Below are 25,198 nucleotides of genomic sequence, written 5' to 3'. Positions count from 1 at the left end.
GAGCCAGCAGCTACACAAACGTGATCCACGGATGTGCCTCATGCGCTTGGGCGCCCTTGCAGCCGTCATCGTGCGGGAACGGGTAGCGTGCGTAGCTGGTCAGCTGTGGCCGCTGGCAGATCCGGCAGCGCATGTAGTCGCCATCGAGTTCCCATCGCATCGAGAACGAGCAGAGCTTTGCGTTCGCCTCGGCGATGGCCTCGCTGTGGATGATCTGCGGCTCAGCCATTGCCCACCGCCTGGCTGTCGATGAAGTTGTGCAGCCGGTGGCGCTCGTCAATCAGCTTGTACGCACAGCACTGCGAGTGATGCAGGCCATAGTCCGTGAGCAGCGGGAACGCGGCCTTGATCGCCGCGCCCAGGTCCACGGCCTGCGCGGGCGGTCCCAGCCACACTGGAACATTGCTTTTCCCGTTCGGCTTGCGACGCAACACGCCAACAGGGTCGATCAGACCTTCGGTCAGGTGGGCGAGAACGTCAGGGTCGAAGTAGCCCACAGGCTCCGCCTGCGTGCGCGGCGTGGCGTAGACCTCGCCCGATCCGTCTTCATCGGTGATTGCCCGGTCGGACACCATCAGCACGTCGCCCGCGTCCAGGTCGGCAATCCCGCCCTCCGTGAGCCAGTCGATGTGACGCTCGCCATCGGCATCGCGCCGGACGGTAGCCACCGCCTCGACCGTGATCGGCTCCCCCACCGGCTGGCGGGCGGCGAGGGCTGCTTGGAATGCCTCCCACATTCTTTCGGTGTCGTAGCTGCAATAACGCTGGAGACCGCCCTCCCATTGTTGGATTGACCATCCACGGAATGTTGCCCAAGTTTCGAACTGCTCCCGCGCATCCTCCTGACCACCCGGGGAGGGCTGGGCGGAGAGGGCGGCGCGTGCGTAGTCCCACATCTGCGAGGCTGTGTAGGCGTTGTTCTGCAAGCCGGTCTTGCTAACCGGGTAATTCGGGTACGGCAGCGGCGGCAGCTGATCCCCCAGCCTCACCCTCCCGCCGGGCTGCGCGTCCGCCAGGGTAGGGGCGGCGGTCGGGCAGTTCATTGCAGCGATTGCCAGCGGCCGCACGAACCAGGCAGCGAGGCCGTCCTCGGTCTCGCCCAGCCACACGAGACGCCAGTCCTCGCCGGGTTCCTTTGGGTTCCAGTCGTGCAGCTCCTGTGCGGTGCTGTAGACACCAGATCCGATGCCCTCTTCGGAAAACTCGCCCTCGACTACGACCAGGTCGAAGCCCTGCGCGAGGAAGAGCGGCCGCAGCGATACCTCTTGCCCGTCAGCCCACATCGGCACGTCGGGATGGCACAGGATCTCGCCGTCGGCATTGCGCGCTGGGAGACGACTCGGGTGGTACAGACCGCGCCACGGGTCGGCCGGATCGACCACGGTGCGGGTCTGATTCCTGACCAGCTCCAGCAGCTCGGTCGCCTGCGCCAGCCGGGCCCGGGTGGTATCGCAAAGCGGCGTGTCGCCGTCTTGCATGCTGCTGCGCAGAGTCGACACATAGGCGGTTGCGGCGGCTTCGAACACGCGCAGATCCTGCAAGCGCGGCAGGCGGTGGTGCAGATCCCGCAGCGCGGTCTGGGCCTGGGCGAGCGTGATCGCCTTCGCCTGGTTCGGCAGCCACACGGCCTCGACCGCGATCGCACTGATCGTTTCGAATGCGTCGCGCAGGACGGGGCAGTTCGTGGGGAGAGTGGTGAGTTTCTCGGTCATCGGCGTGCCTGATCGAATTGGGTGAAGGTGTTGACGAAGGCGCCGGCGAGCGGTGCATTGCAGACGGCATGCGCTTCGTCGGGAGGGCGACAGGGAAACGGTGGCGTGCGGCGGTACCGGCAGTTGGGGTCGTTGGCGTACTTGCCGTCCTTAAGCCGAATTACCTGGTACTCGGGGAACGCCTCATCAGGCAGCGCCTGACGTGCCTCCTGCATCAGCGCGACAAAGCGCGCCTGCCACTCGACCGGCATCGACTGCAGGGTGCGTCGCGGCACTACGTGGTAGGCGGCGCGGCTGACGCCGAATGCATGCCATGCCGGGCCGTCGGAATAGCTACTGCCGGGCCTGCCGGGCTCCGTTACGGCAGCTGCGTGCGGTTCGTTTCTCATGGTTGCCTCAGTCGATTTCATGGGCTGCCACGCGCTCCGCATAGCTGCCGTGGTTGGCGGCGTGACGGCTCATCAGCGGGCGAAGTGGGGTGTGCCCAAGCACCTCGATGTGCCCGCCCGCTGCGAGGAATGCGTCCAGGTCGTCGGCCAGCTGCTGCCGGTCCAGTTCCCGGTGTCGGATCGTGGTCGCCGCGTCACTGACGCCTGTAAGCGGACCTGGCGCGCAGGCCGGTCGCACCCGGGCAGGTGCCGCGCGCAGCGGGGCGATTGCATGTTGCGTGTGGCTGGATAGGCGCCAGATCCCGCGCACGCCCGAGCGGTGGCATATGGCCTGACCGCTGCGCGCCAACCCCTTCAGCGTGTAGCCGATAGCCTGGTGCGTGCAGTTGATGCGGCCAGCGGTCTTGATCTGCTCGACCGTGGCGCCCTGCGGGAACATGGCGAGGACGTTGCGCACTTCGGCGGCACGGCCGGTCTGCTGCGGGCGGGCGCTCATGCTCGGGACTCCGCGATCAGTTCGCGCATCGCCCAGCCGTGATGCATCACTTTGGACGAGCTGTCGGCGACGGCATCGGGGTTCTCGGTCAGTACCAGTGTGTTATCCAGCGGGTAGCTGCTGTGCCCATCCCAGTCCTCAATCACGGCCTGCAGGCCGAAGTGTTCGCGCAGCTCCTGCGCGTTGGCGTTTTTGCCGCACAGATGCGGCCCGTAGATCACAACAGAACGGCTCATGCGGGGATTCCTCGCGTGCGGCGCGTAGCGCGGTTGATGGGGGAGATCGACCGAACACGCACGCCCTGGCGGTCGAGCCAGCGGTGCGCGGCCTGTGCGGCCAGTCGGTTGAGGGAAAACGTGACGCCGCCGAGGGTGAGCGAGTGGTGCGATATCCCCACGTTCCGGCTGGCGCTGGCGGCGACCTTCAGGAGCGACTCGCGCGGCGCGGCGGCGTAGAGGCCCGCCCACACCCAGCCTTGGCACACCATCAGCACGAGCGACTCGCCCTGGTGGCCTGTGGCGAACGGCTGCTCGACGGGCAGTGTTGGCTGCGCGCTCATGCCGTGAGCGCCAGGTCGCGTGCCTTGGCGATCTCGGCCTCTGCGGCAGCGAGGCCGAGATCGGTCAGGGTCGCCTTGCGCGGCAGCTGCGGGTCGTCGTACCGGATCAGCACACGCTCATCCAGCCAGTTCATGACGCGGCGCGTAAACAGCTTCTCGGGTCGGTTGCTGGGCGCAAACCCGTTGGCGGTACGGTGGAGTGTGTGATCCGAAGCGCCATGCGCTGCGAGCAACGCGGCTTTTTCCTTCGGCTTCAGTGGAGCGGCCATGGGCAGTTCTCCTGGTCAGGCAGCGATGGGCGTGGAAGAAGAAGCGGCAGCGATCTCGGCCAGGACCTCGCCGCGATGTCGGGCGAGCAGGGAGATCGGGATGCGCAGGTGAGCAAGGCTCGGATCGGTCCAGCGCAGCTCGGCCAACGCGGCCTTTTCCATCGGTACCGGCCGGGTGGCGAGGCCACACCGATGGCACTCGATGTGCAGCAGCGGCGGGCAGGGGGTGCCGAGGCGATGGCCTGTCGGGGCGCCTTCGGTCACGACGATTTGCGGTCGATGACCGGGCCAGCACAGCGGCACTGAGTCGGGGAGCGGGCGAGCTATCTGGCGCATGGTCAGCCCCTCACCGAGGTGCTGAGCGCCCAGCGCGCCTTGGCCGCATCACGGTCGGCGTGCGCCTGGTGGATCTCGGCGATGCGCAGCGGCACGACAACCGCGGCCAACAGCGCGACGGCTGCCCAGGCGAGTCGGAGGCGCCGGCTCATGCGGCACCACCTTTGGCGCGGGCGAGGGCAGCGGCGAATGCCAGCATCGAGGCTTCGCATTCGCGGTGCGCGTTGATCTGTGCCTGCATGCCATTGGATTGACCAAGCGCACGGAATGCTGCGGTCAGGCGGTCACCCTTAGCGATCAGCTCGGCGACTGCGGCGCGGGTCGTGCGCGCCACTTCGACGGTCGCCGCGCAGGAGGTGACGGCCTCACCAGCAGCCAGCCGTTCAGCAGACAGCATCATGGCATCCATCACCGCCAGCACATCGACGGAGGCGCTCATACCTCGATAGGTCTCGCGGCAGCGGTCGATTGAGTCGCCACAGCAGTGGCAGCGAACCTCGTTGGGTTGAAAGTCGACAGGGGCGCTCATGCCCGCACCTCGGCCGACATGTCGCGCGAGCAGGCTTCCAGGCGGAGGCTGGCGACGCCCATGCGCCGGGACCGGCGCAGCTGGTTGCGGCTGTGTTCGCCCTTGCTGCGAACCCAGAGAGTCCGGGCGGTGCTGTGATCGCGTGCAGCCACTGCGCGCAGGGCCTTCACGGCCAACAGCGGCAGCAGGCACGGGCTTGGATCGGCGTAGCGGTGAGACATGGCGCGCTCCTGTTCGAAGGAGGGCGCCGGCGGGTCAAGTGCCGAGGGGGCGGCTGCTGCCGGTAAGGGGAGGGGCCGGCAGAGTGGCGACCCGCCGGTCGCCCGCCAGCTGCACAGCTGGCAGGGCGGACTCTACAAACAAACTTGCGCGCTCGTCAACAAGAAAACTTGCGTAACTGCGGTTGGAGCGAATTTTTGCCGGGCAGGAGGCTGTCCTTGCCGCAGCTGAATGCGCGCTCGAATGCTAACCTTCAGGCCTTCTATGGAGGGAGGGGAGCTGTATGGAAGTCTTCTTCAGCACACTGGGCGCTCTGGGCGTCTGGCTGGTTGCCTTAGCCGTGCTGGCATTGGTGGTTATGGGATTGCTCATGCCTTTTGCCGTGTTCGGCATCAAGCCGCTACTGCGGGTGCTTATCGAGGAGCAACGCAGGAACAATCGGCTGCTGGCTAGGCAGGGGTTGCGGGACCAGGGAATTGAGGCAGGGGACGTGGCAGGCGTGGCCACGTCCAAAGATGACCGTGAGCCACAGACGCTACAGGACTTCATCCGGGAACGTGGCGGGCATAGTCCGTAACTGTCCTCGTCAAGGGTTCGGCAGCACTTCAGCCATGTTCTTGATGAGCCCAGTCTGCTCAAGCGGGAAGCCCTCCATGATGGCTTCCCTTGCTTCTTCCATCTCGCAGAGCAACGCACCAAGCTCTTGCGCTGTAAGGTCGGTTAGGCGTTGCCTCAGAACCAGGTGCTGGTCGACTAGCCAGCTCAGCTGGAAGGCTTCACATAGCAGGCGAATCCTGCGGATGTACGCGAAGGCGATGGCGTCATTTGACGCTGTCGCGTGGCACTGTCGTGGGCACCTTACGTCGGGCGGCCGTGCCTGCTGCCGAACTTTGCTAGCGAGTGCCTGCGCGAGAGCTTCCAGTGCTGCTGCTTCCTTCATGATCAACCCCCTTTGAAATCTGGCGCTTCCGCAGGTGTGCGGTGAAGTCGACCACGTTGTCTGGCGTAACTGCCTTCTCCTGACGGGCGGCCAGGTAGTTGTGAGCCAAGATGACAATCGAGGCGTCACTCGCGTCTTCTGGATCGAATGAAGACCCGAGCGCAAGGCAGGCTAGGCGGACAAGTTGGTACGACGCGGCAAGCGTAGGGGCGTCGAGTTGCACTGGTTGAGATTGGGCAGAACGGGGTGCTGAGAGTGCACTGAGCGGCTCGCCCTTGTCCCAGGTCAGGAACTGCTCAACAGACATGCCGAACGCGCGCGCCAACTCCGGGATGTACCGGGGGCGGCGGGTTGGAGTGTCCAACAGTTGCTGGATGTGCTGGTACTTCACGTTGGGTGCGCCCGCTGCGCGGACACGGGCTGCAAGAGCCTCCACACCAAGCCCGTGGGCCTCCATCAGGCCTCGTGTGATTTCACCTATCAACATGCAAGCAATCTTGCACTGTTGATTCGCAAGAAAGATTGCGCTAATTTACCGCAAGAATTCTTGTGACCGGGCATTCCATGACCCCTCTGCAACGGGCTATTGCGATCTGTGGCACCCAAAGTGAGCTGGCTCGTCGGGTTACCGGCAAGCCCGCCACGGGCTACGTCTATCACTGGCGCAAGAATGGTGTGACCGAGGAGGTGGCGATCGCCATTGAGCGGGCGGTTGCTTCGGCGATGGCCGAGAACCAGGACGCAGCGCTGCGCGCCGATACCCTCGGAGGAAAGGTTACCGCCGAAGAACTGATCCCGGGTGTCCGCTGGGAGCGTGATGCTGACGGCGCAATCGTGGGCTATTTCAAAAGAGTCATCGGATCGGCGGGGGGCGCTAATGCCAGCCCGTGATCCTGCCCTAAGCATCGCCATAGCTCGCTTCGGTTGGGCTCGCGGGCACCAACACTACCGTCTGCGCTTCATTCGGCAGCAGCTCCGCAAGGGCGGGGTGGTTGTGATGCTGCTTGCGATTGCTTTCCTTCTGGTGATCGGAGTGCAGGGGCGCCCACAGGACCGCAACAACGCCGCCAGTCCCGGTGCGAACGTCGAAGGATCGAATGGCCTGAAAGCGCATGCGCCGAGGGAAGCTGATGATCTCTGGCATAGGCGGAATTCTGCGGGCGGCACTGGCCGGCATGGAACGATGAAATGCTCGGCATTTCAGGGGGAGGGCGCATGACCTGCCTCCGCTCTGACCTGTACTGGCGGGATGCGCTGCACAACGCAGTGGCACGCGCCCCTGGTGGTCTGCAGGATGCGGCAGCTCACATCAGCAAGCGCCGAGGCAAGTCGATATCGGCGGAGACGCTGCGGAAGAAGCTGCGAGGAATCGACGGTGAGTCGGTCTCTATGGAGATGGCTGAGATCCTGACCGATTACCTGCAGCAGTTCGTGGTGACGCTGGACATTGCCACCGACTGGGTGTGCTCGCTCGCAGGCCAGTACGACCTGATGGTCGACTACGTTCCCCCGCCGCCCGAGGGTGGCTGGCCAAACGAGCTGGTCGCGATCCAGACGAAGCTGCTGGAGCTACACAAGCTGACAGGCGCGCTGGCCGGTGCAGGTATCGACGCGCTGGCAGACCAGCGCTTAACCATCCCCGAGGCAGATCGAATCCAGGACCTGTCGCGCGACGTGCGCAGGCTCTGCTACCGGTTGGAGCGCAATGCCTGCCGTGCTGCTGGTCAGCAGGGGATGGAGGACTGACGTGGCAACCCACCACGCCCATCGATCCCGGTATCGACGGCGTGGCATAGCCAGCGCGTCTGCGCGGAAGGCGATGGAACTGGCGGCCCTGGCACTGACAGATGCGGTGCCCGGGTTGATTGGTGAAGAAGCATTGGCAGAGCGCGAGCGCATCCGCCAGCGACAAGAGCAGCAAGACAACCGGCAGCACAGCCTGCCTCTGGGGAACCCTGATGTACCACGCAAGCATTGATTCGGCCCCATCCCCCCGGGTGGCTCGTGAAAGGCCGCGTGCTGCCCGCGCTACTGAATCCGCCCTGGCATTGCGAGCCATTCGCGATACCAGCGATGGGTCCTCCCTGGCTTTGGCGGACGCGGGTAATCAGACGCGCATTTCCTGGGTAGATAGCGGCTCGGGAAACTACTGAATGTCTGAGAACTATGGGGATGTGCTGCAGCAGCTACAGTCCGCTGGCCTGCTGGTCACAGAACTGGACACCACCGGACGCATGGTCCGCTGCCGCGTCGAGGGCTCACGCGAGCGCCGCGGCTGGTACGCGCTGCATGAACTAAACACCTCGGCCGGCGAAGTGCTGGTCGTCGGCACATACGGCGTCTGGCACGGCAACGAGAACGGCGCAACGAAGGTCGATCTGCGCAAGCGCGACAAGACCTTCTCCGATGAGCAGCGCGAAGCGCTGCGCAATCGGTTGGCCGAGGATCGTCGCCGGGCGGAGTCCGCCCGGCAGAGCCAAGCGAAGCGTGCGGCCGCGCGGGCATCGTCGGCCTGGGCGAAGGCGAATGCAGTCGGCGAGGCCGACTACCTGGTCAGCAAGGGCGTGCAGGGATTCGGCCTGCGCTATGGCACCACGGGCGCCGCTCTCGTGCCGCTGCTTGACGTCAATGGCCAGGTGCACGGCCTGCAGGTGTTGCGCAGCGCCAGGCTGGCTGCGGCAGGACGCAAGCCCGCGAAGGAGTACTGGCCGGCCGGGATGGTCAAGAAGGGCCACTTCCACCTGATCGGCGGAAGCCCGCAATGGATCCTGCTGGTGGCCGAGGGCTATGCCACTGCGGCCACGCTGCACATGGCGACGGGCTACCCCGTGGCCGTGGCGTTCGATGCTGGCAACATGCTGGCCGTCGCCTCGGCCCTGGCGAAGCGCTATCGCGGCATCAAGATGCTGCTATGTGCCGATGACGACGCGCTGCAGAAGTGCCGGCACTGCAAGAGCCGCCTGGTGCTGGCCGACCATCCACAGTTCTGCCCATCCTGCGCGCAGCCGCATGGCGCATCGAATGCCGGCTTGCTCGGTGCCGAGGCAGCAGCACTGGACGTGGGCGGAGCGGTGCTGCACCCGGTCTTTGCCGATGAGCCAGCCAGGCGTGAGCGCTTTATCGACAGCGGCCGCAAGGTCAGCGACTTCAACGATCTGCACGCCCAGGAAGGTCTGCATGTCGTTCGCGCCCAAGTCGAGGCCCGCCTCACGGAGCTGTCATGGCGGGTGCCTGCCGAAAAACGCGCGCCTTCCATCACCAGCGACGGTGGCGAGGGGAGTGATCGTCTTGCCCCGATCCACTCGCTGAACGAGCTGCTTGAGCGCTTCGCTCTGGTCTACGGGCAGGGTGGCACGGTGTTCGACCACAAAGAGCACATGCTGGTTGCCCTGGGCGACATGCGCGATGCATGCGTGCGCAAGGAACTGCACCGGGCGTGGATGGAGCATTCGGATCGGTCAATCGTGCGGGTGCGGGAAGTGGACTTCGACCCGTCATGCGAGAAGCCCGGGGTGACGTGCAACCTCTTTGCCGGTTGGCCGACGGTGCCGCAGGAGGGCAACTGCGACCGTCTGCTGCAGCTGCTCTGGCACATGTGCGGCAACGAGGCTAACCAGAAGGCGCTGTATGACTGGGTGGTCAAGTGGCTGGCCTACCCGCTGCAGCACCCTGGCGCCAAGATGAAATCGACCATCGTCATCCATGGTCCGCAGGGCACCGGCAAGAACATGTTCTTCGATGAGTACATGAAGCTCTACGGTGAGTACGGCCGGGTGCTTGACCAGGCGGCGCTGGAAGACAAGTTCAACGACTGGGCGAGCCGCAAGCTGTTCCTGCTGGCCGACGAAGTGGTTGCACGCACCGAGGTGTACCACCTGAAGAACAAGCTGAAGGCGCTGATCACGGGTGACCGCATCCGCATCAACCCGAAGAACATCCAAGCCTACGAGGAAGACAACCACGCGAACCTGGTGTTCCTCTCCAACGAGGCGATGCCTGTCGTGCTGGAGGAGGATGACCGGCGCCATGCGGTGATCTGGACGCCGGACAAGCTCAGTCAAGAGTTCTATACCGAGGTGCTAGCCGATATCCGCAATGGCGCCACGGCGGCGCTACACCACTATTTGCTGCAGGTGGATCTGACCGGCTTCACCAATGGCACCAACCCGCCGATGACCCAAGCGAAAGAGGAGCTGATTGGCCTGAGCCAGGATAGTCCGCAGCGGTTCTTGGATGAGCTTTACGGCGACGACATCCCCGGGCTCAAGCCCATGCCTGCGCTGTCGAAGGAGTGGTACGAGGTCTACAAGGCTTGGTGCGCGCGAGAGGGCCTACCGCGCCCAGCACCTTCGCCCAAGTTCATCAATGCGCTGGTGCGCAAGCGCCAGATCACCCATCCCGATCGGGCGCGCAAGCGCTACCAGATCGAGCAGAGCGTGAACGGACCTCACGGCTTCCTGATGCTCGGCAACTGCACCGTGCCCGACGGGAAGACAGAGGCTGCATGGCTGGGAGACCAGGTCGTGTCCTTCCGTCGCATGTTCTCCGACTACAAGGGGCGAGCGTGATCACTGTGCCCATCAATGTGCGGTGTGTGCGGGATGTGCGGGCCGATGTGCGGGCATTGAACTGCCGTAAATCTCTTGCAGCAGTAGGCGTGTGCGGGACGTGCGGGACTCGGCTTACATGGGCGGGCGCGGGCGCGAATGGGCGTCACGTCGTCGCACCACGATGCGCCTCGCGTGCGTGTACAGGTGGCCGCACATCCCGCACACGCCGCACACGGCTTGTGCCACAGACATTCAGCGGCTATCGCATCCCGCACACGCCGCCGCACAGCCCGCACATGCTCGCGCGCGCACATTTTTCTGCTTTAACGATCTTCGAAGGAAATGGAGTAGGGGGTAGCAATGGCTGAGGATGATGTGACGATCACTGGCAAAGAGCTCGCCTCCCTGATCGGCTGCAAGCCGTCCTACGTGGTCGAGCTAAGGAAGAAGGGTAGGGTGGTGGTGGGTGCTGGCGGAAAGGGATTCCTGAAGACCGCCTCCCTGGATCTCTACGCTCGCACCGCAGATCCGGTCTATGCCGGGGTAGCCCAGCGCCACGCAGATGAGCGTGGCAGCTCGCTGGTGGGGAGCGGGGAGGGTGCCAATGCCATCGACGCCGACGCCGAGGTCGACGACGATGAAGAGGACGGCGACGAGGACGATTCCAGGCCCTCACGGGCCGGCCGGCCGCAGACTCCGGATTCCGCGCGCAAAGCAAAGGCGCTGGCCGACAAGGCAGAGACCGACGCGCGCATGGCGCACATTACGCTGCAGAAAGAGCTGGGTTTGCTGCTCCCTCGCGCGGACGTAGAGGCCTTCCTTGCTGAGCACGCAACGACCTTCCGGGGGGCGATGGAGCGCTTGGCCGATACGCTGGCGCCGCAGCTGGCTGCAACGCTGGATGAGGCTGGGTGCCGGCGTCTGGTGTGGGATGAGGTGAGCCACGCACTGGAAGAACTGAGCCAGGGCTTCCGCACGTTGGCGGCAAAGGCAGCGGAGGCTGCGGAATGATGGAGGCACAGAGCTGTCTGGCGTCGGTGCTGGCGCGCTCGCTGCAGCCGCGGCGGCCCATGAGCGTGTCGCAGTGGTGCGATGAGCACATGCGCCTGTCCACCAAGAGCGGCAACAAGCCCGGGCGCTGGGTGACGGACCGCAACCCGCCACTGCGTGAGCCGATGGACAACATGTCCGCGCGTAGCCCGGTGCATGACCAGGTCTGCATGTTCCCGATCCAGTTCGGCAAGAGCCAGCTGGCGACCAACGCCATGGCTTACTGGATGGACTATGCGCCTGGCCCGATGATGTACGCGCTGCCGGGCGAGGTATCCATGAACAAGTGGATCGCCCAGAAGCTCAACCCGATGATCGAGGTGTGCGCGGCGGTCAAGAAGGCGCTGACCAGCACCGCCAGCCGCGACAGCGCCAACCAGCGCACGTTCAAGGACTTCGCTGGTGGCCAGCTGTTCGTGGAGCATATGGGCAGCCCGCAGCGCCTGAAGTCCTCGACGGTGAAGTACCTGCAGGTGGATGAAATCGACGAAGCTCCGCAGCAGCTCTCCACCGGCGACGATCCGGTGAAAATGCTGGACGGCCGCACATCGTCCTTCCCGACCACCTACAAGCGGCATTACATCAGCACCCCGGGCATCGCAGGACTCAGCCGGATTGCGAAGCTGTACGAAAAGAGCGATCAGCGCCGGTATCACGTGCCGTGCCCGCACTGCGGCCACTTCCAGGCGCTGCAGTGGAGCGGCCTGGTGTGGTCGCCCGACAAGAGCCACGCGTGGTATGCCTGCTGCGAATGTGGGGTCGCCATCGAGGAGCACTTCAAGACCGACATGATTGCGAACGGGCGCTGGGTGGCGGCCAACCCTGATTCGCCGATTCGCGGCTACACCATCAACTGCCTGTACTACCAGTTCGGCCTGGGGCCGCGCTGGTTGGACCTGGTAAAAGAGTGGCTGGAGGCGCAGGGTGATCCTGCCTCCCTCAAAACCTTCGTGAATGACCGGCTGGCCGAGACGTGGGAAGACCCTGCAATGCGGGCAGTCAAGCACAACGTCATTAAGGATCGTGCCGAGCCCTATGCGCTTCGCTCGGCTCCGCAAGGTGTGCTGGCTATCACCGTAGGAGTGGATACGCAGGACAGCCGCCTTGCTGTTCACGTCGTCGGCTGGGGACGAGGTATGACCGCCTGGACGCTGGACTATGTGGAACTGCAGGGCGATCCAGCCGAGGAGGCGGTGTGGGTAGCCCTGACCGATTTGCTCAACCGCGCAATCGAGCGCGAAGATGGCGCGCTGCTCCGGCCGATGGCAGTGGCCATCGACGCTGGTGGCCACCGCACCGAGGCCGTCAAAAACTACGTTCGTCAGCGGCGCATCACCCGTCCAATGTGCATCTTCGGTGCTGTACCCAACAACGCTCCCGTGCTGTCCAAGGGCAAGCTGGCTGACGTCACCTGGAAGGGCAAGACTGACAAGCGCGGCATCACCATCAACCACGTGGGGACCGTTGCAGCCAAGCACTACCTCTACAGCCGTCTGTCGGCCGACGCCGAGCGCAAGCCCGAGAATCGCATGGTCCACCTCAGTGACCAGCTGCCGGAGGAGTTCTTTCCGGGCCTGGTGTCGGAGGTCTACAACCCAGTCAAGAATCGCTTTGAGAAGAAGGTGACCCGAAACGAGCCGTTGGACACATGGGTGTATGCCTACGCGGCGACCCATCACCCAGAGGTTCGCATCAACCGCTTCACGCGTTCAGATTGGGACCTTCTGGAACAACGGCTGGCTGCGCCGCCAAGCGTGAGCGTTTCACGCGAAACGCCAGCTGCTGCGTCGGAGGCCGACGCTCCCACTGATTCCCGTGAAACACCGAGCGTGCCTCGCCGGCAACGGCCCGTGCAGCCTCGCGGCATGGGGAGGCAGTGGTGAGCAGGAACACAGTCCGAAACAAGGTGCGAATCAGTGAGCTGACGGAAGAGCTCGCGGTCGGCGCCGCGCTGCGCCTGCGATGTGACAGCGACGATATACGCAGCGTTGTGGAGGCCGTGGTGGCCTACCTTGTCGAAGAGTACCCAGCCCAGGATCTGTACATCCCCGCCAGCATGCAGAGCAGTGCCTACCCTGTAGATGCGATCCGGAAAGGGATGCAGGAACAGGAGTCGGTACGGTCGCTGTGTAGGAGGTTCAGGATCGACAGACGGACGCTGTACCGCTTGCTTGATGAGCCTTGCGCCAATGAGTAGGTGGTGCGGGTGAGTTCCCCGAGACTCACCCGCACTTGATCAGGAAACTGGCATCCATGATCTCGCGGATGCCTGACTGATGAGCTGGACCAAAGACGATGTGCAGAGGCTGAAGGCTGCCATCGCCAGCGGCCAGTTGTCCGTTCGGCATGGTGATCGTCAGATCACGTATCAGTCCGTCGAAGCAATGTTGACGGCATTGGACCGCATGGAAGCTGAGGTTGCCGCCACGACGGCTGGGCGACGGAAGTCGGCGACGCGCCGTTACCACTTCACGACGCTGAGGGGCTTCTGACATGGCGGCCTCGCTGCTGGACAGGGTCATCGGCGCCATTTCTCCGCAGGCAGCCCTGAAGCGTCACCGCGCCAGGGCGACGCTGGAGGCGGTACGTGCCTACGAGGGCGCCTCGCGCACTGATGGTTGGCGTGTTCGTAGGGCGGGGGCCAGCGCGAACACCGATCACCTGGCAGACGCCCGCGAGCTGCGCAACCGCGCTCGGGCACTGGTCCAGAACGTTCCGTACTGCGCGCGGTCCCTCCAGGTGCTGGTGAGCGCAACGATTGGGACTGGCATTACTCCCAAGGCCGAAGGGCCGAACGCTCCTGCGCTGGACACCCTGTGGGGCCGCTGGGCCGACGTGGCGGACGCGGATGGAAAGTCGGACATCTACGGCCTCATGGCTACTGCGTATCGCGCGATGGAGCAGGACGGTGAAAGCATGATTCGCCGCCGTACCAGGCGTCAGTCGGACGGTCTCGCGGTCCCGCTACAGCTTCAGGTGCTGGAGATCGACTGGCTGGACGGCAATAAGAACGGGTCTGCTTCGGGCGGTGGCCAGATCATCAACGGCATCGAGTACGACGCGATCGGTCGGATTCGCGGCTACTGGTTGTTCGGAGCGCATCCCGGTGAGGCCGTGCGCGGCTCTGTACGCTTGAGTAGTTCGTTGGTGCCGGCGTCCGACATCATCCACCTCTATAACCCCGTCCGGCCTGGGCAGGGGCGCGGCATTACGCGCTTCGCACCGGTGATCGCGCGAGTGCGCGACCTGATGCTGTACGAAGACGCCGAGCTGGCGCGGAAGAACCTGGAAGCCCGACTTGGCGTGATCGTCAGTGGCGACATCGATTCGATGTCCAACGCGGACGATGACGGCCCTTCCCAGCTCGGCTCAGATCGCGATCAAGTCACTGACCTGGGGCCACTGCCCAGCGGTGGCGTTACCCACATCACCGGCGCGACTGCCTTCCAGACTGTCGAGCCCAAGCCGGCAGGCGGCTACGTCGAATACTGCAAGTTCAACGCGCACATCATTACTGCTGGCATCGGTGTGCCGTACGAGTCGGCCACCGGTGATATGCGTGAGGTGAATTTCTCCAGTGCCCGCATCCGGCAGATGGAGTTCCGCCGTGACTGCGAGCAGATGCAGTGGCTGGTCCTGGTCCCTCAGATGTGTAAGCCAATCTGGCGCTGGTTTGATGAAGCTGCCGCGCTCGGTGGCGGTGTGCGTTCCACGGGAAGCACTGCCGACTGGAGCACCCCTCGCTGGGACTACGTCAACCCCAAGCAAGACATCGAATCAGAAATTGCAGCGATGGGTGCCGGTCTCAACTCGCCCAGCGAAGCGCTGCGCCGGCGTGGCTACGACCCGGAAGCGGTGTACGCCGAGATGGGCAAGGACTTCAAGCGGATGAAAGAGACCGGCGCCCTCGAGCTGATGACCTTCCTTCAATCCAGTGGCGCCCGGACCAGCCTGGTCGACGCCTCAACAACCAACGAGGAATGACCATGCCCCAGCCAGCCCAGGCTCCACAGCAGGACGGTACGACGCGCCTCATGCCACCCCAGTTGCGTGAGGCCGAATTGCAGCCAACCAGCTTCGATAGCGAGGCGCGCACGATCGAGCTCCAGTGGACCGCTGGTACTCGCGTGCGGCGCTACGACTGGTGGAACGACACCTACTACTGGGAGGAGCTGGTCGTTGATGAGGCGGCCTGCAACATGGAGCGCTTGTCGTCCGGTGCTGCGCCGGTCCTGGACAGCCATAACACCTGGGGCATCGGCTCTCAGATGGGTGTGGTGGATCGAGCCTGGCTCGCCAATGGCGAAGGCCATGCGCAGATTCGCTTTTCCGGCCGCGAGGAGCTGGCTGGCGTAATCGCCGATATCGGTGCCGGAATCATTCGCAACATCTCGGTTGGTTACACCGTTCAGCGCTATGAGATCGAGCGCGCCGTCAACCCCGGCGATTTGCCGATCTACCGCGCGGTGGAGTGGACGCCGAGCGAGATCAGCTTCGTCACTGTGCCGGCCGACCCGGCAGCAGGTACCCGCAGCAACCAACCCGCACAGGGGACCCCCTGTGTATTCACCCGTAGCGCATCGTCGCAGGAGCACACCATGCCTCAGCCCGCCGCCCGCGCCGCCGAACCGGCGGTCCAGCAGGAACCCATCAATAACGCCCCAGCTCCGGCAGCGCCGGCCGCAGCACCGGCACCGGAAGGTGATACGCGTGCAGCCGACATCGTGGAGCTGGCAACCCGCCATGGCCAGACCGAACATGCCGCTGGCTGGATTCGCGCTGGTCACTCGGTCGATCACGTGCGTGGCCTGATCTTGACCACGCTGGAGCAGCGCGATGCCGCTGCTGGCGGCAACATCAACCGTATCAGCGTCACCGAGGACGAGCAGGATCTGCAGCGCTCCGCTGTGACGCATGCGCTGCTGCACCGAGCCCAGGTGATCGATCCCGCAACCAAGCGGATCTTCGCGCTCACCGGTGACAATCCGGTGCGCGGCCTGACCCTGATGGACCTGGCCCGTCGTAGCCTGGAGCGTTGCGGTGTTCGCACCGATGGCATGGCGAAGCTGGAGCTGGTGGGCCGCGCTTTTACCCAGAGCGGCAGCGACTTCCCGGTGCTGCTGGAAAACACGATGCACAAGGCACTGCAGGCTGCCTACGCCGTCGCGCCGGACACCTGGTCCCGCTGGTGCGTCACTGGCACGGTCAGCGACTTCCGCGAGCACTCGCGCTACCGCGTCGGCAGCATTGGCAACCTCGACAAGCTGACCGATGCCGGCGAGTTCAAGAACAAGAAGATCCCGGACGGCGAGAAGGCAACCATCACCGCTGGCACCAAGGGCAACACCATCAACCTGACGCGTCAGGCGATCATCAACGACGACCTGGGTGCGTTCCTCGGCTTGGCGACCGCCTTCGGTCGTGCCGCAAAGCGGACCATTGAGGCCGACGCGTATGCGTTCCTCGCCAGCAATCCGAAGCTGGATTCCAACAAGACGCTGTTCCACGCCGACCACGGCAACATCCTGGCGGCAGCAGTGCCGAGCGTCACCTCGGTCGACGCGATGCGCGTCCAGCTGGCCCAGCAGAAGGACGTGGGCGGGAATGATGTGCTGGATCTGTCGCCGGCACTCTGGCTCGGTCCGACCAAGTACGGCAGTGCCGCGCGTGTCACCAACAAGGCCGAGTACGACCCGGACGCCGAAGGAAAGCTGCAGCGCCCGAACGCGGTGCAGGGTCTCTTCCGCGACATCGTCGACACCGCGCGCATCAAGGACGACAAGTGGTACCTGTTCGCCGATCCGAACGACTGCCCGGCCATCGAGGTCGCATTCCTTGATGGGATCACCGAACCCTTCCTGGACTACGAGGAAGGCTTCACCGTCGACGGTGTGCGCTGGAAGGCCCGCCTCGATTTCGGCATTGCCGCCCTCGACTATCGCGGCGTGCAGCGCTGCGGCTGATCCCCAACTGGAGCACTGAGACATGGCACAGAACTTCGTATCCGATGGGGACGTGATCCCCTGGACCAACACCACCGAACAGCAGGTTGCATCGGGTCAGGCGGTTGTCGTCGGTCATCAGCTGGGGGTTGCCCTGGTCAACATCGCCGTCGGCGCGACGGGCAGCGTAGCCCTGGGCGGCGTGTTCACGCTGCCGAAGGTGCCGACTGCGGTCTTCGAGCAGGGTGAAAAGCTGGTGTGGAGTGCAAGCGCCAAGGCAGTCGACGGTAGTTCCGCGACCGCCGTGGCCGGCGACATCACCGGTGCGGCGTTTGCCTGGGCTGCAGGCTCGGCCGGCCAGGCGACGGCCGAGGTGCGGCTCTCGCCGGGCAACGCCACCAAGGCGTAACCGAACGGGCCGGCACCGCTCACATACGCCCGGGTGGCGTGAGCGGTGCCAGCCTTCCTTGACCCGCTTTGGGGGAACGATGAAAGACCCGATCAGCCAGGACCTGTTGGCAGCGATGCTTAAGACAGCACCGACCGCGACCGTGGCCGTGGCTACGTTCGATCCAGCTAAGCACCTCAGCTTGGCTGTGATGGTGGTGACGCTGCTGGTGGGCCTCTCGCAGTTCTTCACCACCGTGGTGAAGAACTGGGGCGAATGGATGGGCTGGCTGTCCGCACGCTGGGTCGACGGAGTGCGTTTGCGGCGCTGGGGTGCCCACAGAATCGGCCGTGCTGGCGTTGGCGTTGCGCGCGCATGGAGGTGGCTGCGTGGCCGCTAACCCGAACAGCACAGCCGGCAAGCCCGACGGCAAGTCTCCGGGCGGCCCCCTGGCGCTCGGTTCTGCATTACTGCTGGCGCTGTTGGCGCTGTTCGAGAGCGGCGGGAGCACAGTGACCATTGTGTACGCCGACAAGCTCGCTGGCGGCTTGCCGACGGTGTGTGATGGCCTGACACGCCATGTCTCGGACACCCCGATCATCGTGGGCGAGAGGTGGTCCAAGGAGAAGTGCCGGGTCGAGACTGAGCGTGCGGTCGCGAAGGTCCAGCGGCAGCTCATGAAGTGCTTCCGGATTGAGCCACCGCAGCGCGTCTTTGATGCGGCGTCCTCGCATGCTTGGAACCTGGGCGCCACCGCCACATGCGGTAGCAGTTCCATGACCGCATGGAACGCCGGCCGCTGGGACCTTGGGTGCCGGCGCTTGCAGCTATCTGACGACGGACGCCCAGTCTGGAGTTACGTGAAGGCGGGCGTCGCAGCCGATGGCAAGCCGGTCTACCGTTTCGTTCAGGGGCTGGCCAACCGCCGCGCCAAGGAACGAGCACTGTGTGAGGGAAGGGCATGATCCGCACCCTGGTCGTCGCCATCCTCCTGCTGCTGGGCGTCATCGTCTGGCAGCGCGGCTCGGTGTCCATCGCGCACCGTGCGGCCGACCAGGCCGCGTCCAGCCGTGACGCCATGGAAATCGAGCGTGATGCCGCTCGCGCTGAGGCCGATGCCGCAGCCAAAACCCTGAAGGCAGAGCGTGGCAGCGCCGCCGCCGCGAACAACCTGGCGTCCAAGTACGAAAAGGAAAAGAACGATGCACAGAAGGCATCTGATCGCCTCATCGCTGATCTTCGCGCTGGCAACCAGCGCCTGCACCAGCGTTGGCAAGCGTCCATCGCCACCGCAGAGCTGTCCGCGGCCGCCGCTGCCGCCAGCCAGTCTGATGGTCGAGCCGACGACCGAATCGAAAGTGCGGGACGAGTTGTTGGCGCCGCCGCCCAGTGCGACGCCCAAGTGAGGGGGCTTCAGGCCTATGCGCTCCTGTGTTCGGGAGGTGCGCGGTGAGCGAGCTGGAGTTCCTGCGTGACATGGACGCGACGATCCACGCTTCGTTGGCCCTTGCCGGGATGGCCTCGACGGCCAAGGTGACGGCGGTGAAGGGCGGGACTGTCACTGAGGGCGTGAGGGTCTATATCGATCGCGATGTGGAGACGATCGGCGAGCTGCGCCAGTTCGTCGCCGGCCGTGTCGAGGTGTCCTTTCTGCGTGTAGATGTCGAACCTGATCAGGGCGACCGTGTAGAGGTTGGCGGCGAGGTGTTCGTGACCTCGAAGAAGCTCAGTGACGACGGCTCGCGCAGCGTCTGGCTGGTGCGCCGTGGCTGAGCGACCCGAACCCCTTTCCTGGCAGCTGGTCGAGTTCTTGCGCGGCCGAGTGCAGATGATCCGAGCCAGCGCCGGATTCCTCACCGACATAGGGGCGGGGCTGATCGTGGTCGACGATGCCGAGCTGGATGAGGATCAGTCGGGACCAGCCACGCTCATTTCGGTCCAACAGCTGTCGCGCATCGGCGGTGGGTCTGCCCAGGTCAACTCCGACGCCTCGGTCACGATTGAGTTTGAGGTGCCGCGAGAGAGTGGAGCGGTGAACCCTCGGCTGCTCGTGCACCGCGCCAGGTACGACCTGATTCGCGTGTTGACCTTCAACGACAAGCTGCTGCCCAAGGGCATTACCACGTTTGAGTTGCTTCAAAGCCAGATGGCAACCCTGGAAGACGACGCAGGGCATTCCGCCGTCGTCGCTCAGATCACCGCGCGGGCTGGTCTGACCGAGACCTTTGAGCCCGTCCCCAACCTGTAGGAGCAGCACCACCATGACACAGCCAAAAGTCCGCAAGTTCGCAGGCGACCTGCGCTTCTGGGAGCACGGCGCGAACGGCGCCCGCATTCCCGTCATCCCGGAGCCGGCCGACAAGTTCGGTAACCAGCCGTTGGAGCAGTCGTCGCTGACGTTCAGCTACGAAGCTGGCGACTCGGTGGAGATCAAGAGCAAGCGCCGCGACGCGCGATATCAGCAGATCATCCACAAGGATTCCAATCCCGGCGTCACCAGCGTCTCGATCACCGCGCTGGAAGTGCCGCCTGCCATCCTGGCCCGCATGCTGTACGGCACGCTGGTGGCCACCCAGGTCGCCGCCGGCACCGCGACCGACGTTTCCGTGACCGTAGGTAGCACGGACACGCCGGTGAAACTGCCGCACAACTTCCTTCTGGCCGATATCGAGCCTACTTTCAAGAAGGGCGCGGTCGACTTGGTCAAGGGCACGGATTACACCCTCGACTCGGCGCATGGCCTGTTGATTCCGAAGTCCGGCGGCCAACTGCAGGCTGGCGATACCGTCGTGGCGAACTACAAGTACGACGCATATCTGGAAACCGCCATCAGCGGCGGCACCACGCCGAGCAAGTCCTTCCAGATCCTGGGCGACATGCAGGACCGCATCAGCGGCGACGAAGGCCTGCTGACTATCCCGAACGTCGACCTGACCGTTGACGGCGACGTGGACTGGTTCAGCGATGAGCCGATCCAGGTGACTCTGACCGGCCCGGTGATCTTCCAGGCCGGCGAGGCCGATCTCTACACCTTCAAGATCGCGGCGCAGTCGGCGGGCTGAACAAGTCGGTGATTTTGGCAAAGGGAGGGCGCCCGAACGGCGCCCTCCAGGCATGAATCAGGAAGGGCCTAGTGGCATCCAATCGCGCCAACAACCTGCTCAAGTACTACGTCAGCGGCCGCCGTGCGAAGGGCTTCCATGGGCTAGCTGATCTGGCTGGCGAGGTGCTGAACCGCTACGACCTGTCTGTGCAGCGTGCCTTTGTTGGCCTGCAGCGCCGGGCCGGGCCGGCCACAGCACAGGAGGTTCGCGCCTCCTACAACATCCGGGCGTCCGCTCTGCGCGGGAAGTACCGCGTGGAGACAGGAGAGCGGGGCTACAGCACCGGCAAGCGCGGCAGGGATGACTTCCTGTCGATCTGGGCGAGTACGCGGCAAATCTCGCTGATTGAGTTCGGTGGCCGTTGGGCCGGCCGTAAGTCCAAAGGCGCGACGGCCAGCATCGGCCTGGGCGAGTCGAAGACCTACGACGGTGCCTTCATCGCCACGATCAAGGGTCGCAGGGCCATCCGTGTACGCAGCTGGGATCGTGCTCAGCAGAAGCGCCACGGGCGCGGGCCGGTGCGCATCCTGCGGGGGCCCAGCCCGTTCGAAATGCTGTCTGGCGCCGATGGCAACAGCCGGGCCTTGGCAGCCCGTCGTCGCCTGATCGACCGATTCCACACCACCTATTTGACTGAGTTGCGCCGTCAGTGGCGCGTCAACGGAAGCACCAATGGCTGATCGGCTGGAAGAAGCAATTCGAGTTGTTATCGAGACGCAGGGCCGCGAGGGTGTGGAAGAACTGCGCGCGGCGTTCGGCGACCTTGGCGATGTATCGGTCGAGACGGCTGGTAAGGCATCGAAGCTACTCGACTCCCTTACGGGGCTGAATGCCGCAGCCGCGAAAGCGGATGCCTTTGACGGCATGCTGACCGACCTCGCCGAGCTGGAGCGGCAGTTTGGCGACAACCAAAAGGCCGCGCTGTCGCTTAGCCTTAGCATTGGCGAGATGGAGAAGCCCTCCCGCGAGGTGCTGGCAGCCCAGCGCGATCTGCGGAAAGAAGGGGAGCGCCTGAAAAAGGCGCTCAACGAACAATGGGACGCCGTTGGCAAGGCCGACGACGAGCTTGCGTCGCTCGGCGTCAACACCGCGAACCTGGCCGATCACCAGCAGCGCCTGCGTATCGAGGCGACTCGCAGCGCGGCAGCACTTACTGAGCAGGCCCGGGCCGCTGCGGCAGAGGCCGAGGCGGGGCGTCGGCGCAAGCAGCAGGTCGAGGAAGGCGAGGCTGCCTTCCGCAAGCAGGCCACTACCAGCAAGGCGGCCGCGAAGGCATTGGCCGAGTACCAGGAGCGCACCGCTGATGCCGCCGCCGGCAGCAGCGACCTGGCAACGGCCACGGAGAGCACTGTCAGCTGGTTCGGCAAGCTCAAGGCGGTTGCCGCTGGTGCGATCGCGTTCGTCGGTCTGAACCGGGTAGTCGATGGCATCAAGGCCATCGTGAAGGAAGGCAGCGACGCCGAGCAGGAGCTGGCGCAGCTGGAAGCGGCCTTGCACGCCACGGGACGCACCAGTGAGTTCACCGCGCAGAGCCTGGCCGCCATGCGCCAGCAGCTGCAGAGTGGGCTGTTTGACGATGGGCAGATCAGCGCCGCGCAGGTGCGCCTGCTGTCCTACACCAATATCGTGGGCGAGCAGTTCCCGGCGGCGATGCAGATCACCATCGACCAGGCCCAGCGGTTGGGCATGTCGCTGGAGCAGTCGGCCGAGGTTGTGGGCAAGGCACTGCAGACACCGTCTAAGGCCATGGAAAGCCTGAGCAAGCAAGGCTTCACGCTGGATGACAGCCAAAAGGCGCTGATCAAGAGCCTGGAAGCCACCGGTCAGGTCGCGCAGGCGCAGTCCATCATCCTGGACCTGCTTGCAGAGTCGTACGGCGGTGCGGCAGCAGCAGCGAAGGTGGGTACCATCGCAGGCCTGTGGAAGGCGGCCACTGACCGGTTCAAGGACTGGAAGCAGGAGGTCGCCGACCAGGGCGTGCTGACCTATTTCAAGGACCAGCTGAACACGCTTCTGGCCACGCTGGATCGCCTCGCCGCCGATGGCAGCCTATCGCGCTGGGCCAAACAGACCGCCCAAGCCATCATCACCATGGCAGAGGCGGTGAAGGGCACGACGCAATGGGTTGTGGACCATGCCCGCGTGATCGGCTTGATGGCTGCCGCGTATGCCCAGTTCAAGCTGGTTGGTGCAATCCTTCAGCTCAACGCTTGGCGGGTGGCGCTGCTCGCGTCGACGCGTGCTCAACTGGCAAACAACGCTGCAGTAGCTGCAGGGAGCGCGGGACTAGGGCGCTTCGGCGCACTTCTGCGTGGCCTGCCGAAAGCTGTGCCTATCGCAGTGACCTTGCTGGGTTTGGAGGCGGCGATTGGTGGCTTGGATGTACTGAAGACCGTTGCGCAGGACATCTGGAAGCAGCATGACCCGGCACTGAAGCGGGCCGGCGATGCTCAGCGTGCATACATCAGCCAAGTCCGGGATTCCGCCCTGGAGCTGCGGCGTCAGGCACTCTCATTCGTCTCCTATCGCGATGTCGTAGTTAAGACGGCGGAAGATGTTACCCGGATGGCGGCGGCTGAGCGCGAAGCCTACGCGGCTCGCTTGGCTGGGCTCGAGCAGTACCTGACTGCGCAGGAAGGGTTCTTGCTGATGCAGCAGAAGGCTGGCGTTGCGACCGCCGCCCAGCTGCAAGAGTTGGGTCTTGTAACCCAGCAGTTGCTCCTAGTATCGACTGGCTACGCGGCGCTTTCGCGTGGGGTGAATCTAGCCGCCGACGCGATACGTAACGGCATTGGTGGGGCGGCTCAGTTGGTTGTCGACCAACTGCAAGGCATTGACCGAAATGCCCGCCTCGCAACCGATTCGATAGGGAAAATCCTGCAGGGGCTGAACTTTGCCGACACGGGAAGCCTGGATGCAGTCGGCACCGCTCTCGGATTTATTGCTTCTCAGGGGGCAGCGGCCGAGCGAAATGTCCGTGACGGATTGCTTGAGTCATTGCAGCGTCTGTCTGGAGAGGAGTTGGCGCGATTCCAGGCGGCTGCGCAAGCGGCGTTCGACTCGCTTCCACAAGGTGCAGCAAACTCCGCTGCAGTACTAGAAACCACGCTGCTATCGGCGATGGAGAAGCTGAGCGTCTCGGCATCTCGGCTTGGCGTTTCATTCACTGTCGTTGGCAGGGATGCGATCGCAGCGTTCGGCGCCGTTGCTGAGAGCGCAGTGGCTACCAGCTCCCAGATTGAGGAAGCCTTTAAGGCTGCCCTTGGAAAGGTTGCCACGCTGGATGAGGCGCGCACGCTCGGGGCGCTGCTTGAGGCTGCCGGGCGGCGGGGCAAAGTCGGGTTTGACGCTGCTGAGCGATCCGCGGCGGCGCTGAACGCACGACTTCGCGATATCCAAGTCTCACTCGACCCATTGGCAGACGAGTTTGCGAGGCTTGGCATTCAGTCGCAGCAGTCGCTGAACGCAGCGCGAGACTCCGCGAAGGCGGCGTTTGAGGCTATTCAGCGCGGTGCGTCTCAGGGTAAAGCGAGCATCGAAGATGTGCGCAGGGCGTTTGATGCATACGCTGCCGCCGCGCGGGCTGCTGTCGCCGATAGTGACGACTGGAAGCGAAAGCAGGTCAATTCTCAGCTTGAGGTGCAAGGCTCCGTTCTGCAGACCGGTCAGCACATGAAGGGTCTAGGCGTCACAGGGCAAAGCGCCATGCAGCAGGTTCAGTCTGGCGCTCAGGCTGGTACCCAGGCTATGGGGCAGCTGACGCAGAAAACGGCCGAGGCCGGTGGTGAGATGGAAGGGCTTGGCCAGAGCGCCGAGCGCAGCGGCCAGCAGCTGCAGAAAGCCGGGAAGGCGGCGCAGAGCATGGCATTCAGCATCGGCGAGGTGTCTGAGGCCGCGCTCAGTGCTATGCGAAATCTTAGTGGCCCGAACCCACTGCAGCAGTTCGCCAATGCACTGAACAAGGTCACGAGCCAGAGGAAACAGCTCGCCGAGTACAAAAAGGAGCTGGAGGAACTGTCGAATGCGCAGGATGAATTCTCATCCTCCGCCACGAGTCGATTGGGGAGCAAATACGACTATCTTGGAAAACAGGAAATCGCAGAGGTTGCCGCTCTCGAAGCCCAAGTAGCGCGGAAGCGCGCGGAAGAGGACAGAGCGGCACAGCAAGCCGCTGAAGACCGCCGCAAGGCAGCGATGGCCGAGGCCGAGGCGCAAGCCAAGGCCGACGCTTCACGTATTCAAGCGGGCGACACGAAAGAGCAGGTTCTGACCATCGACTGGAAGGCGCCCAGCAAGGAAGTGGTGGCTGGCGCGACAGCGGCAGAAATCCAGCAGGCCGAGCGCATCGCAGGCCTGGTCGCCCCCATCGTGCTGCGGAAGATTGAGCGAAGCCGCGCAGTGTCGGTCAGGGGGACGCGATGAGCCGGGTTGTCCTTGCCGGGGTCGAGCTGCCGGCTGATCTGCAGTGGACCGATGAGTTCACCGCCTGGCGTATTGGGCAGCAGGTCCGCACCAGCCTGAGCGGGGCGCTGATCGTGCAGGAGTCGGCGCGACAGTCCGGTAGGCCGATCACCCTGCAGACCAGTCGGGACGGCCAGGCGTACGTTGGCCCGGTGCAGCTGGACGTGCTGCGCCAGCTGCAGGAACTGAGCGGTCAGCTGCAGGTTGCCCCAATGACGCTGACCCTGCCGGCGCACAACGGCGGTGACCGCGCA

At 64.5% G+C, this 25,198-nt stretch carries 34 protein-coding genes; 20 read left to right on the top strand and 14 right to left on the bottom strand.

Going from position 1 to position 25,198, the window contains the following annotated elements:
- Window positions 1–10 precede the first annotated feature (10 nt).
- The 11 genes from N5D91_RS18760 to N5D91_RS18710 form a co-directional block, all read right to left on the bottom strand.
- Window positions 11–229, bottom strand: a complete 219-nt coding sequence (locus tag N5D91_RS18760; RefSeq protein WP_180854683.1) for a hypothetical protein — start codon at window positions 227–229, stop codon at window positions 11–13.
- Window positions 222–1,712, bottom strand: coding sequence for a hypothetical protein (locus N5D91_RS18755; RefSeq protein WP_258011562.1), 1,491 nt, complete (start codon window positions 1,710–1,712; stop codon window positions 222–224). The genes N5D91_RS18760 and N5D91_RS18755 overlap by 8 nt, the downstream gene beginning before the upstream one ends.
- Complete coding sequence (locus N5D91_RS18750) at window positions 1,709–2,101, bottom strand: hypothetical protein (RefSeq protein ID WP_180854682.1); 393 nt, start codon at window positions 2,099–2,101, stop codon at window positions 1,709–1,711. Before N5D91_RS18750 ends, N5D91_RS18755 begins: the two co-directional genes overlap by 4 nt.
- 7 nt (window positions 2,102–2,108) lie before the next feature.
- The gene (locus tag N5D91_RS18745) at window positions 2,109–2,597 is read right to left on the bottom strand and encodes a hypothetical protein (RefSeq protein ID WP_180854681.1); all 489 of its coding nucleotides are present in this window, start codon (window positions 2,595–2,597) and stop codon (window positions 2,109–2,111) included.
- A complete protein-coding gene (locus N5D91_RS18740) occupies window positions 2,594–2,833 on the bottom strand; it encodes a hypothetical protein (protein WP_049397908.1) in 240 nt (79 codons plus the stop codon). Before N5D91_RS18740 ends, N5D91_RS18745 begins: the two co-directional genes overlap by 4 nt.
- Complete coding sequence (locus N5D91_RS18735) at window positions 2,830–3,156, bottom strand: hypothetical protein (protein WP_180854680.1); 327 nt, start codon at window positions 3,154–3,156, stop codon at window positions 2,830–2,832. The genes N5D91_RS18740 and N5D91_RS18735 overlap by 4 nt, the downstream gene beginning before the upstream one ends.
- Window positions 3,153–3,425 carry a hypothetical protein gene (locus N5D91_RS18730; RefSeq protein WP_180854679.1) on the bottom strand — a complete coding sequence of 91 codons (273 nt, stop codon included), beginning with the start codon at window positions 3,423–3,425 and terminating at the stop codon, window positions 3,153–3,155. The genes N5D91_RS18735 and N5D91_RS18730 overlap by 4 nt, the downstream gene beginning before the upstream one ends.
- 15 nt (window positions 3,426–3,440) lie before the next feature.
- On the bottom strand, window positions 3,441–3,689 hold the full coding sequence (locus N5D91_RS18725) for a hypothetical protein (RefSeq protein ID WP_244900780.1): 249 nt from the start codon (window positions 3,687–3,689) through the stop codon (window positions 3,441–3,443).
- 74 nt (window positions 3,690–3,763) lie between these two features.
- The gene (locus N5D91_RS18720; RefSeq protein WP_180854677.1) at window positions 3,764–3,913 is read right to left on the bottom strand and encodes a hypothetical protein; all 150 of its coding nucleotides are present in this window, start codon (window positions 3,911–3,913) and stop codon (window positions 3,764–3,766) included.
- Window positions 3,910–4,290, bottom strand: a complete 381-nt coding sequence (locus N5D91_RS18715; protein WP_180854676.1) for a hypothetical protein — start codon at window positions 4,288–4,290, stop codon at window positions 3,910–3,912. The genes N5D91_RS18720 and N5D91_RS18715 overlap by 4 nt, the downstream gene beginning before the upstream one ends.
- Complete coding sequence (locus N5D91_RS18710; protein ID WP_049400533.1) at window positions 4,287–4,511, bottom strand: hypothetical protein; 225 nt, start codon at window positions 4,509–4,511, stop codon at window positions 4,287–4,289. Before N5D91_RS18710 ends, N5D91_RS18715 begins: the two co-directional genes overlap by 4 nt.
- Before the next feature lie 281 nt (window positions 4,512–4,792).
- Here N5D91_RS18710 and N5D91_RS18705 point away from each other — a divergent pair, with 281 nt between their 5' ends.
- Window positions 4,793–5,086 carry a hypothetical protein gene (locus N5D91_RS18705; protein ID WP_057500288.1) on the top strand — a complete coding sequence of 98 codons (294 nt, stop codon included), beginning with the start codon at window positions 4,793–4,795 and terminating at the stop codon, window positions 5,084–5,086.
- 9 nt (window positions 5,087–5,095) lie between these two features.
- On the opposite strand, the gene N5D91_RS18700 is transcribed toward N5D91_RS18705, so the two are convergent.
- A complete protein-coding gene (locus N5D91_RS18700) occupies window positions 5,096–5,449 on the bottom strand; it encodes a hypothetical protein (protein ID WP_180854675.1) in 354 nt (117 codons plus the stop codon).
- Between the two features lie 564 nt (window positions 5,450–6,013).
- Here N5D91_RS18700 and N5D91_RS18695 point away from each other — a divergent pair.
- Window positions 6,014–6,340 (top strand): hypothetical protein, encoded by a 327-nt coding sequence (locus tag N5D91_RS18695; protein WP_180854674.1) that lies wholly within the window; start codon window positions 6,014–6,016, stop codon window positions 6,338–6,340.
- Window positions 6,341–6,347: 7 nt separating this feature from the next.
- Here N5D91_RS18695 and N5D91_RS18690 read toward each other — a convergent pair whose 3' ends face one another.
- Window positions 6,348–6,593 (bottom strand): hypothetical protein, encoded by a 246-nt coding sequence (locus N5D91_RS18690; protein ID WP_180854673.1) that lies wholly within the window; start codon window positions 6,591–6,593, stop codon window positions 6,348–6,350.
- A gap of 44 nt (window positions 6,594–6,637) precedes the next feature.
- Here N5D91_RS18690 and N5D91_RS18685 point away from each other — a divergent pair, with 44 nt between their 5' ends.
- From N5D91_RS18685 to N5D91_RS18660, 6 genes are all read left to right on the top strand, one after another.
- A complete protein-coding gene (locus N5D91_RS18685) occupies window positions 6,638–7,195 on the top strand; it encodes a hypothetical protein (RefSeq protein WP_258011561.1) in 558 nt (185 codons plus the stop codon).
- 73 nt (window positions 7,196–7,268) lie between these two features.
- A complete protein-coding gene (locus N5D91_RS18680; protein ID WP_219635058.1) occupies window positions 7,269–7,427 on the top strand; it encodes a hypothetical protein in 159 nt (52 codons plus the stop codon).
- Between the two features lie 337 nt (window positions 7,428–7,764).
- Window positions 7,765–10,017 carry a DUF5906 domain-containing protein gene (locus N5D91_RS18675; protein ID WP_279907344.1) on the top strand — a complete coding sequence of 751 codons (2,253 nt, stop codon included), beginning with the start codon at window positions 7,765–7,767 and terminating at the stop codon, window positions 10,015–10,017.
- 342 nt (window positions 10,018–10,359) lie between these two features.
- The gene (locus tag N5D91_RS18670) at window positions 10,360–11,010 is read left to right on the top strand and encodes a hypothetical protein (protein ID WP_180854670.1); all 651 of its coding nucleotides are present in this window, start codon (window positions 10,360–10,362) and stop codon (window positions 11,008–11,010) included.
- Window positions 11,007–12,932: a phage terminase large subunit family protein gene (locus tag N5D91_RS18665; RefSeq protein ID WP_180854669.1), complete on the top strand. Its 1,926-nt coding sequence runs from the start codon at window positions 11,007–11,009 to the stop codon at window positions 12,930–12,932. The genes N5D91_RS18670 and N5D91_RS18665 overlap by 4 nt, the downstream gene beginning before the upstream one ends.
- On the top strand, window positions 12,929–13,246 hold the full coding sequence (locus tag N5D91_RS18660) for a hypothetical protein (RefSeq protein WP_197585938.1): 318 nt from the start codon (window positions 12,929–12,931) through the stop codon (window positions 13,244–13,246). The genes N5D91_RS18665 and N5D91_RS18660 overlap by 4 nt, the downstream gene beginning before the upstream one ends.
- A gap of 25 nt (window positions 13,247–13,271) precedes the next feature.
- On the opposite strand, the gene N5D91_RS18655 is transcribed toward N5D91_RS18660, so the two are convergent.
- On the bottom strand, window positions 13,272–13,571 hold the full coding sequence (locus N5D91_RS18655; protein WP_180854668.1) for a hypothetical protein: 300 nt from the start codon (window positions 13,569–13,571) through the stop codon (window positions 13,272–13,274).
- Here N5D91_RS18655 and N5D91_RS18650 point away from each other — a divergent pair.
- The 12 genes from N5D91_RS18650 to N5D91_RS18595 form a co-directional block, all read left to right on the top strand.
- Window positions 13,543–15,033, top strand: a complete 1,491-nt coding sequence (locus tag N5D91_RS18650) for a phage portal protein (protein WP_180854667.1) — start codon at window positions 13,543–13,545, stop codon at window positions 15,031–15,033. The genes N5D91_RS18655 and N5D91_RS18650 overlap by 29 nt on opposite strands.
- A gap of 50 nt (window positions 15,034–15,083) precedes the next feature.
- Entirely contained in the window at window positions 15,084–17,012 is a 1,929-nt protein-coding gene (locus N5D91_RS18645) for a prohead protease/major capsid protein fusion protein (RefSeq protein ID WP_258011559.1), read from the top strand.
- Between the two features lie 22 nt (window positions 17,013–17,034).
- Window positions 17,035–17,400 carry a DUF2190 family protein gene (locus N5D91_RS18640; protein WP_111007504.1) on the top strand — a complete coding sequence of 122 codons (366 nt, stop codon included), beginning with the start codon at window positions 17,035–17,037 and terminating at the stop codon, window positions 17,398–17,400.
- Between the two features lie 79 nt (window positions 17,401–17,479).
- Window positions 17,480–17,779 (top strand): hypothetical protein, encoded by a 300-nt coding sequence (locus N5D91_RS18635; RefSeq protein WP_111007503.1) that lies wholly within the window; start codon window positions 17,480–17,482, stop codon window positions 17,777–17,779.
- Window positions 17,769–18,344 (top strand): glycoside hydrolase family protein, encoded by a 576-nt coding sequence (locus tag N5D91_RS18630; protein ID WP_180854665.1) that lies wholly within the window; start codon window positions 17,769–17,771, stop codon window positions 18,342–18,344. Before N5D91_RS18635 ends, N5D91_RS18630 begins: the two co-directional genes overlap by 11 nt.
- A complete protein-coding gene (locus N5D91_RS18625) occupies window positions 18,341–18,832 on the top strand; it encodes an endopeptidase (protein WP_180854664.1) in 492 nt (163 codons plus the stop codon). Before N5D91_RS18630 ends, N5D91_RS18625 begins: the two co-directional genes overlap by 4 nt.
- Window positions 18,829–19,152 (top strand): hypothetical protein, encoded by a 324-nt coding sequence (locus tag N5D91_RS18620; RefSeq protein ID WP_180854663.1) that lies wholly within the window; start codon window positions 18,829–18,831, stop codon window positions 19,150–19,152. Before N5D91_RS18625 ends, N5D91_RS18620 begins: the two co-directional genes overlap by 4 nt.
- Window positions 19,145–19,627 (top strand): hypothetical protein, encoded by a 483-nt coding sequence (locus N5D91_RS18615; protein ID WP_180854662.1) that lies wholly within the window; start codon window positions 19,145–19,147, stop codon window positions 19,625–19,627. The genes N5D91_RS18620 and N5D91_RS18615 overlap by 8 nt, the downstream gene beginning before the upstream one ends.
- Before the next feature lie 13 nt (window positions 19,628–19,640).
- The gene (locus N5D91_RS18610; RefSeq protein WP_180854661.1) at window positions 19,641–20,441 is read left to right on the top strand and encodes a hypothetical protein; all 801 of its coding nucleotides are present in this window, start codon (window positions 19,641–19,643) and stop codon (window positions 20,439–20,441) included.
- A gap of 71 nt (window positions 20,442–20,512) precedes the next feature.
- On the top strand, window positions 20,513–21,163 hold the full coding sequence (locus N5D91_RS18605; RefSeq protein ID WP_180854660.1) for a hypothetical protein: 651 nt from the start codon (window positions 20,513–20,515) through the stop codon (window positions 21,161–21,163).
- On the top strand, window positions 21,156–24,905 hold the full coding sequence (locus N5D91_RS18600; protein ID WP_180854659.1) for a phage tail length tape measure family protein: 3,750 nt from the start codon (window positions 21,156–21,158) through the stop codon (window positions 24,903–24,905). Before N5D91_RS18605 ends, N5D91_RS18600 begins: the two co-directional genes overlap by 8 nt.
- On the top strand, window positions 24,902–25,198 hold a 297-nt coding region (locus N5D91_RS18595), incomplete at its 3' end, for a hypothetical protein (RefSeq protein ID WP_279907334.1). The genes N5D91_RS18600 and N5D91_RS18595, both read left to right, overlap by 4 nt.

Source organism: Stenotrophomonas sp. GD03794, from assembly GCF_029842145.1.
In the GTDB taxonomy this organism is placed as follows: Bacteria; Pseudomonadota; Gammaproteobacteria; order Xanthomonadales; family Xanthomonadaceae; genus Stenotrophomonas; species Stenotrophomonas riyadhensis.
The sequence above is the reverse complement of the archived record's forward strand: the minus strand, read 5'-3'. Positions and strand labels throughout refer to the sequence as shown.